This window comes from Streptomyces sp. WM6372 (assembly GCF_001279655.1).
Classification (GTDB): Bacteria; Actinomycetota; Actinomycetes; order Streptomycetales; family Streptomycetaceae; genus Streptomyces.
Window position 1 is genome coordinate 182,055 of the sequence record NZ_LGDB01000138.1, and the last position, 6,000, is coordinate 188,054.

General features: G+C 75.1%; 5 protein-coding genes. 2 read left to right on the forward strand and 3 right to left on the reverse strand.

Annotated elements, in window-relative coordinates; all coding sequences use genetic code 11:
- Position 1 precedes the first annotated feature (1 nt).
- A complete protein-coding gene (locus tag ADK52_RS12520) occupies positions 2 to 2,848 on the reverse strand; it encodes a hypothetical protein (protein ID WP_053689840.1) in 2,847 nt (948 codons plus the stop codon).
- A 164-nt stretch (positions 2,849 to 3,012) separates the two neighbouring features.
- Between ADK52_RS12520 and ADK52_RS12525 the strand changes: the two genes are divergently transcribed.
- Positions 3,013 to 3,987, forward strand: coding sequence for a hypothetical protein (locus ADK52_RS12525; protein WP_053689841.1), 975 nt, complete (start codon positions 3,013 to 3,015; stop codon positions 3,985 to 3,987).
- On the forward strand, positions 3,980 to 4,411 hold the full coding sequence (locus tag ADK52_RS12530) for a peptidase inhibitor family I36 protein (protein ID WP_053689842.1): 432 nt from the start codon (positions 3,980 to 3,982) through the stop codon (positions 4,409 to 4,411). Before ADK52_RS12525 ends, ADK52_RS12530 begins: the two co-directional genes overlap by 8 nt.
- Positions 4,412 to 4,432: 21 nt before the next feature.
- Here ADK52_RS12530 and ADK52_RS12535 read toward each other — a convergent pair whose 3' ends face one another.
- A complete protein-coding gene (locus tag ADK52_RS12535) occupies positions 4,433 to 5,371 on the reverse strand; it encodes a GNAT family N-acetyltransferase (RefSeq protein WP_234343680.1) in 939 nt (312 codons plus the stop codon).
- Between the two features lie 208 nt (positions 5,372 to 5,579).
- A complete protein-coding gene (locus ADK52_RS12540; RefSeq protein ID WP_053689843.1) occupies positions 5,580 to 5,780 on the reverse strand; it encodes a hypothetical protein in 201 nt (66 codons plus the stop codon).
- Between the last annotated feature and the right edge of the window lie 220 nt (positions 5,781 to 6,000).

Below are 6,000 nucleotides of genomic sequence, written 5' to 3' on the forward strand. Positions count from 1 at the left end.
GCTAACGACGCTGCTCCAGCCCGCTGCACGGCGGCGAGTACGCGACGTACGGCAGGTGCGCGGACCACTGGGCGCGGGTGATCCGGGGTCCGGTGTGTGCGCAGGCGTCCGCGATGACCCGCGCCTCGTCGGTGCCCGCCAGTCGGACGGTGGCGTCGAACCCCCCGGAGGCCAGCACCGCGCCGTCGGGGCTGAAGGCGACCGAGCTGACGGCGGTGAGGTGGCCGGTGAGCGTGCTCAGCAGACCGGGGTGGGCGGGGCGGGCCACGCTCCACACCCGCACCGTGCGGTCGTCGCTCGCACTGGCCAGGGTCCGCCCGTCGGGGCTGAACACCACGGAGCCGACCACGTCGGTGTGGCCCGCGAGGACGGCGAGCGGGGCGGGGCGGCGCGGATCGGTGACGTTCCAGAGCCGGATCGCCGTACGTCCGCCGCTGGCGGCGGCGAGCGTGTGCCCGTCCGGTCCGAAGGCCACCGAGAACACGGCGCTGTCGTGGCCCTCCAGGACGGCCAGCGGCTGGGGCCGCCCCGGGTCCGCCACGTCGGTGAGCCGTACGGTCCGGTCCTCGCCGGCGCTGGCGAGCGTACGGCCGTCCGGGCTGAACGCGACGGAGCGGACGGCGTCCCGGTGTCCGGAGAGCCGTGTGAGCAGGGCGGGGCGGGCGGCGTCGGTCACGTCCCACAGCCCCACGCCGCCGTCGGTCCCGGAGGTGGCGAGCGTACGGCCGTCCGGACTGAAGGCCAGCGAGCGTACGTCGCCGCCCTGCCCGGTCAGCGAGGCCAGCACGGCCGGCCGGGACGGGTCGGCCGTATCCCACAACCGGACGCTCCCGTCGGCGGAGCCGGTGGCGAGCGTGCGGCCGTCCGGACGGTAGGACACGGCGCGGACGTCGTCGCCGTGACCGCTCAGCGTGGCCTCGGCGACGGGGCTGTCGGTGCCGTGCATCCGCCACAGCCGGGCGGTGTGGTCGCCGCTCGCGGTGGCCAGCTGGCGTCCGTCGGGGCGGTAGGCGAGCGCGAGGACCTCCTTGGCGTGCGCGGGTGTCGCGGTCATCAGGGTGCTGGCCAGGCCGTCGCGCGTTTTGGCGGTGGGCGAGAGGCGGTACGCCGTCAGGCTCAGCTGTACGGCCAGCCCCGGCTCGGTGTTGGCGAGGTCCGTCGCGCTGTCGGCGAGGTTCTGCGCGACGGCGTCGTTGCGCTGGCGGGTGACCTCGTCCTCGGCGCGCACGGCCTGGGTGGTGGCGGCCCCGGCCACCACCACGAGGGCGGCGAGCAGCGCGACGAGGGTGCGCAGCCGGCGGGCGCGGCGCCGGGCGGTGTTCCCGGCGGCGGCCTCGGCCGCCGTGCTCGCTTCGAGGAAGGCCCGTTCGCCGGTGGTGAGCCCGTCCGGCCGGGTGGCGGCCAGGTCGCGGGCGAGGTCGAGCCGGGTACCGCGGTAGAGGGCGCCGGAGTCCCGGCCGAGGGCCTCCCAGGCACGGGCGGCGTCGGTGAGGCGGCGGTGCAGGCGTAAGCGCTCGCGGTCGTCGGTGAGCCAGCCGCGCAGCCGCGGCCAGGCGCGGATGAGGGCTTCGTGGGTGAGTTCGACCCGTCCGTCGTCGAGGGTGAGCAGGCGCAGTCGCGCGGCCCGGGCGAGGACGGTCGCGGTGTCCGCGTCCTGGTTCAGTTCTTCGCGGGCCACGGGGCGTTTGGTGTCCTCCGTGCCCTCGCCGAGGGCGATGAGGTGGACGAAGATCTGCTGGGCGAGCCGCTGCTGACGTGCGGAGAGGGAGCCGTAGAGGGTTTCCGCGGACTGGGCGAGCGCGCCTTCGAAGCCGCCCGCCGCGTGGAAGCCGTCCAGGGTCAGGGCGGCGCCGCGGCGGCGCCGCCAGGTCTCCAGGAGCGCGTGGGAGAGCAGGGGCAGGACGCCGACCTGTCCGTGGGCGTGGGCGACGAGCGTCGCCTGGAGGGCGCCCTCGACGGTGAGGCCGGCCCGGCGGGCCGGTTCGACGACGGCGCGGCGCAGTTCGGCCGCGCTCATCGGTCCGACGAGGACCTGGGCGTCGCGCAGGACCTCGACGAGGGCGTCGTACCGGGTGCAGTGGGCGTAGAAGTCGGCGCGTACGCCGAGGACGACGCGGCAGCGGGAACCGGGGCTCCGGGCCGCTTCGACGAGGGCGGTGATGCAGCGGGCGCGCTCGTCGGGGTCGGCGCAGACCGTGAAGACCTCCTCGAACTGGTCGACGACCAGGACGAGTTCGCCGTCACCGCTCCGGTGTGCGTCCAGGGCCTGCCGTACGCGGCCGAGCGGGTGCGGCCCGGGAGTCAGGACGTGCACCGACCGGGGCGGGGTCCGCGCGCACAGCCGGGGCAGCAGTCCGGCGTGCAGGAGGGAGGACTTGCCGGCTCCGGAGGCGCCGACGAGTGCCACGACCCGCTGCCGGGCCAGGGTCGCCAGGAAGTCCTCCAGCAGCCGCTCCCGGCCGAAGAACAGGCCCGCGTCCTCGGTCCGGAAGGCCGCGAGGCCGACGTACGGAGTCCCGTGCGCCCCGCCCTCGCCCGGATCCTCCTCTTCCGGTTCCGGCTCCGACTCCGATGCCTCCGCTGACAGTTGCGCGGCGACGGCGTGCCAGCGGCGTTCCCACTCCTGCGTCTCGCCCCCGCAGGCGCGGACGTACGACAGCGTCACGTCGAGGCTCGGCAGCCGACGGCCGGACGCGGCCCCGGACAACGTCGCCACCGAGTAGTGGGCGCGGGCCGCCAGGTCCCGGTACGGCGGGGATCCGGCCTCGTGGCGCAGGCGGCGCAAGGCGGCGGCGAACTGCCGCAGCGGTCCGTCCTCCCCCTCCAGCGGACGCTCCTTGCGGGCCATGTCCTCCCCTTTCCCACCTGGTGAGTTTGCTGCCCTCTGGGGTGGATTGTTCAGCAATTGTTTGTTCACTGCCACCACGCCGACGCCGAACAACGGATCGCCGCTAGACCTGAGTTCGCCGCACCACCGGCACCACCGTCGCCGCGAGAGGAAGGAGCACACCGATGCAACGACACCACCCGGGCGGGGCCACGGCCGCCGCCCTGGCGGCCTTCCTGCTCCTGGGAGGCTGCGGATCGGCCACCGAGCCCCCGGCCCGCCGGTCGCCCGGGGCCGCAGCGGGTCCGGCGGCCCCGCTCGCCCCGGCCCGCGAGCCGAGCGCCGCGGACGCCCGCCTGCTGGAGCGGGCCGAGCAGATCCTGATCAGCCGCTGCATGGACGGGCGGGGCTTCCCGTACGCCGTCACCGAGGCCCCGGACGACACCGCGCGGTCCTTCCCGTACGGGGTGGACGACATCGAGTGGGCGCGGGCCCACGGCTACGGCGGCCGGGACCAGCGAGCCGCCGCCCAGGAGCGGGAGGCCGACCCCAACCAGCGGTACTTCCGCGGGCTTCCGGCGTCCGGGCGGGCGGCCGCCCGTACCGCGCTCATGGGTTCCGCCCCCGTGGGGCTCTCGGCCACCGCCCCCACCGGCATGACCATCACCGCCTCCGCCGAGGGGTGCATCGCGGACGCCGAGCGCACGCTCTACGGGGATCTGGCGACCTGGTTCCGCGTCAAGGTCGTCACGATGAACCTGCGGCCGGTGCGGGAAGCGCTCGTGCACGAGGACCGGCAGTACGCGGAAGCCGTCGGACAGTGGGCCGCGTGCATGCGGGCGGCGGGCCGCCCCTACGCGGACCCCGACGCCTCCCGGCAGGCCGCGGCCCGGTTCGGCGAGAGCATGCCGCCGGCCGAGGCGGACGCGGCCGAGGCCGAACTGGCCGTCGTCGAAGCGACCTGCGCGGCCGGCACTGCGCTGGCCCGGGTCTCCCAGGCTCTGGACCGCACCTACGGCGAACAACTCCGGTCCCGGCACCAGGAGGAGATCGCACTCAGGTGGCGGCTCCAGAACGGCGCGCTGCCGACGGCGCGCCAGGTATCCGCACCACACGGCACGGCACAGAACCCACCACCTTCCGGAGGATCCCATGCGTAAGTTCCGCACCCTGCTGCTCGCCGGCGCGCTCGCCGTACCGCTGCTGGCCGTTCCCGCGACCGTGACCGCCGCCGGAGCCGCCACGGCCGGTGCCTCCGCCACGGCCGGCGCTTCCGGCGCGGCCGCGGACGGCAACTACTGGGTCTGGGAGGACACCAACCGCGGCGGCCACGCCTGCGGCTGGAGCGGCGACGACTCCGACTGGCGCACCTGCGGGGCCGGCGGCAACTTCAACATGAACGACCGGGCCTCGTCCTGGTGGAACAACGGGTACGCCGGCTCTTTCGGGGACGTGCGCGTCTACGAGAACATCGGCTACGGCGGTGCGTCCACGTGCGCCCCGAACGGCTCGGCCGGCAACATCCCGTGGGAGTGGAACGACCGCATCTCCTCCCACAAGTGGGTCACCAACTGCGGCTACTGAGCCGCGGCCGCTGACCGGCGGCTAGCGACCAGCCGCCCGCAGGGTGTAACGGGCTCCGCCGTCCTCGGTGGAGCCCGTCCGCTCGAAGCCCGCCCGGACGAGCACCCCGTGGGAGGGCGCGTTGTCGGCGTCCACCCTGGCGTGCAGCGCGGTCACGCCGGGCTGCCCGAAGGCCCAGGCGACCAGGCCGTTCAGCGCCTCGGTCACGTACCCGTTGCCGCGGGCCGACGGTACGAGGTCGTAGCCGACCTCCGCGTTCCCCTCGGCGTCGGGGACCCCGTGGAAGCCGATCCCGCCGATCGCGCGCCGGTCCTGCGTACGGACGACGGCGTACGCGCCCCAACCCGGGCGGAACGTACCCTCCTCGCGCGCCTTGGCCACCATCCCGGAGGCGAACCGCGTGCCCTCGCCGGGGCCGTCCTCGGCCCAGGCGAAGCCGCCGGTGCCACCGTCGCTGAGGTCGCCGGCGACGAGCGGGGAGATCTCGCAGAGCACGACGCGGTCCGCGGTGATGGGCTCGGCGTACCAGCGCCACGCCGTGCGGCGCGGCAGGCCGGGGAGTTCCCCCCGGCCGGTCACCCACAGCAGGGTCGGCCACGGGGCGGCGATGTCGCGCGGTGCCTGGGGGAAGAGCCGGTCGAGGACCTGCTCGCAGAGGTCCGCGTCGGGCTCCCAGTCGTGGACTCCGAGAGCGTTCAGGATGTCATGGGTGTGCAGGAGCGTCTCGACGACGCCCATCGCGGCGAATCCGTCCGGGCCGGCCATGCCGTACGGGTGCCAGGCACGGACCTCGGGGTCGGTGACGGCCACGGCGGCGGACAGCAGGCCTCCGGTGGCCTCGATGACCTGGATCAGGCCCTCGGGGGTGGTGCCGGGGTCGGCGCTGATGTCGAAGGGGGCGTACCCGCTGGTCGAGCGCCCGGTGAGCTGGGTGGCGTACCCGGTGAAATCGCTCGCCACGTGGACGGCGGTGTCGTAACAGCTCCACTGCTCCACTCCAGGCCGGCGGCCGGGACGGACCAGTCGAGGTGCGCCACCTTCCGGAGCGCCTGTGCGGTGAGGGACACGGATCGGTCTACGGCTTCGGAGCCCATGATCGTCATGGCTCGCACCCTAGGACCGCCGCCCGTGCCCGGGCCACCGGATATCCGGCGCGGTCGCGGAGGCGTCACGAGCCGGGGGCCGGGAGCGGGGCTCCGCAGCGGGAGCAGGACCGGGCGCCGCGTTCGGTCGCGAGCCGTCCGCAGTCGGGGCAGACCAGGTGGAGCAGGCAGGCGGGCTCGCCGCCCGCGGCGGGGTCTGCGGGACCGGCGGGGGCTCCGGAGCCGGCGGGCGGGGGCACCTCTGCGTCATGGGCGCGCGTCGTCATGTCTCGTCCTTCCCGTACTCGTATCCCTCCCCCGGGGCGGGCTCCGCACACCTGACGGATATGGTCGTAGCCGGTCTGCGTCGGCCGTACCAAGGACAGGCGCGAGGCCGGGGCGGCGGTTGATCACCCTGCCTCCGTGCCGCCTCGACCGCATTCGCCCCGTCGTCCTGCCCCGGAACCCGCACATGAGCACCGTCCTGCCGTCCCCGTCCCCGTCCCC

Coding starts and splice junctions, on each gene's coding strand:
- ADK52_RS12520 (WP_053689840.1), bottom strand. CDS start 2,848: ATGGCCCGCAAGGAGCGTCCGCTGGAGGGGGAGGACGGACCGCTGCGG.
- ADK52_RS12525 (WP_053689841.1), top strand. CDS start 3,013: ATGCAACGACACCACCCGGGCGGGGCCACGGCCGCCGCCCTGGCGGCC.
- ADK52_RS12530 (WP_053689842.1), top strand. CDS start 3,980: ATGCGTAAGTTCCGCACCCTGCTGCTCGCCGGCGCGCTCGCCGTACCG.
- ADK52_RS12540 (WP_053689843.1), bottom strand. CDS start 5,780: ATGACGACGCGCGCCCATGACGCAGAGGTGCCCCCGCCCGCCGGCTCC.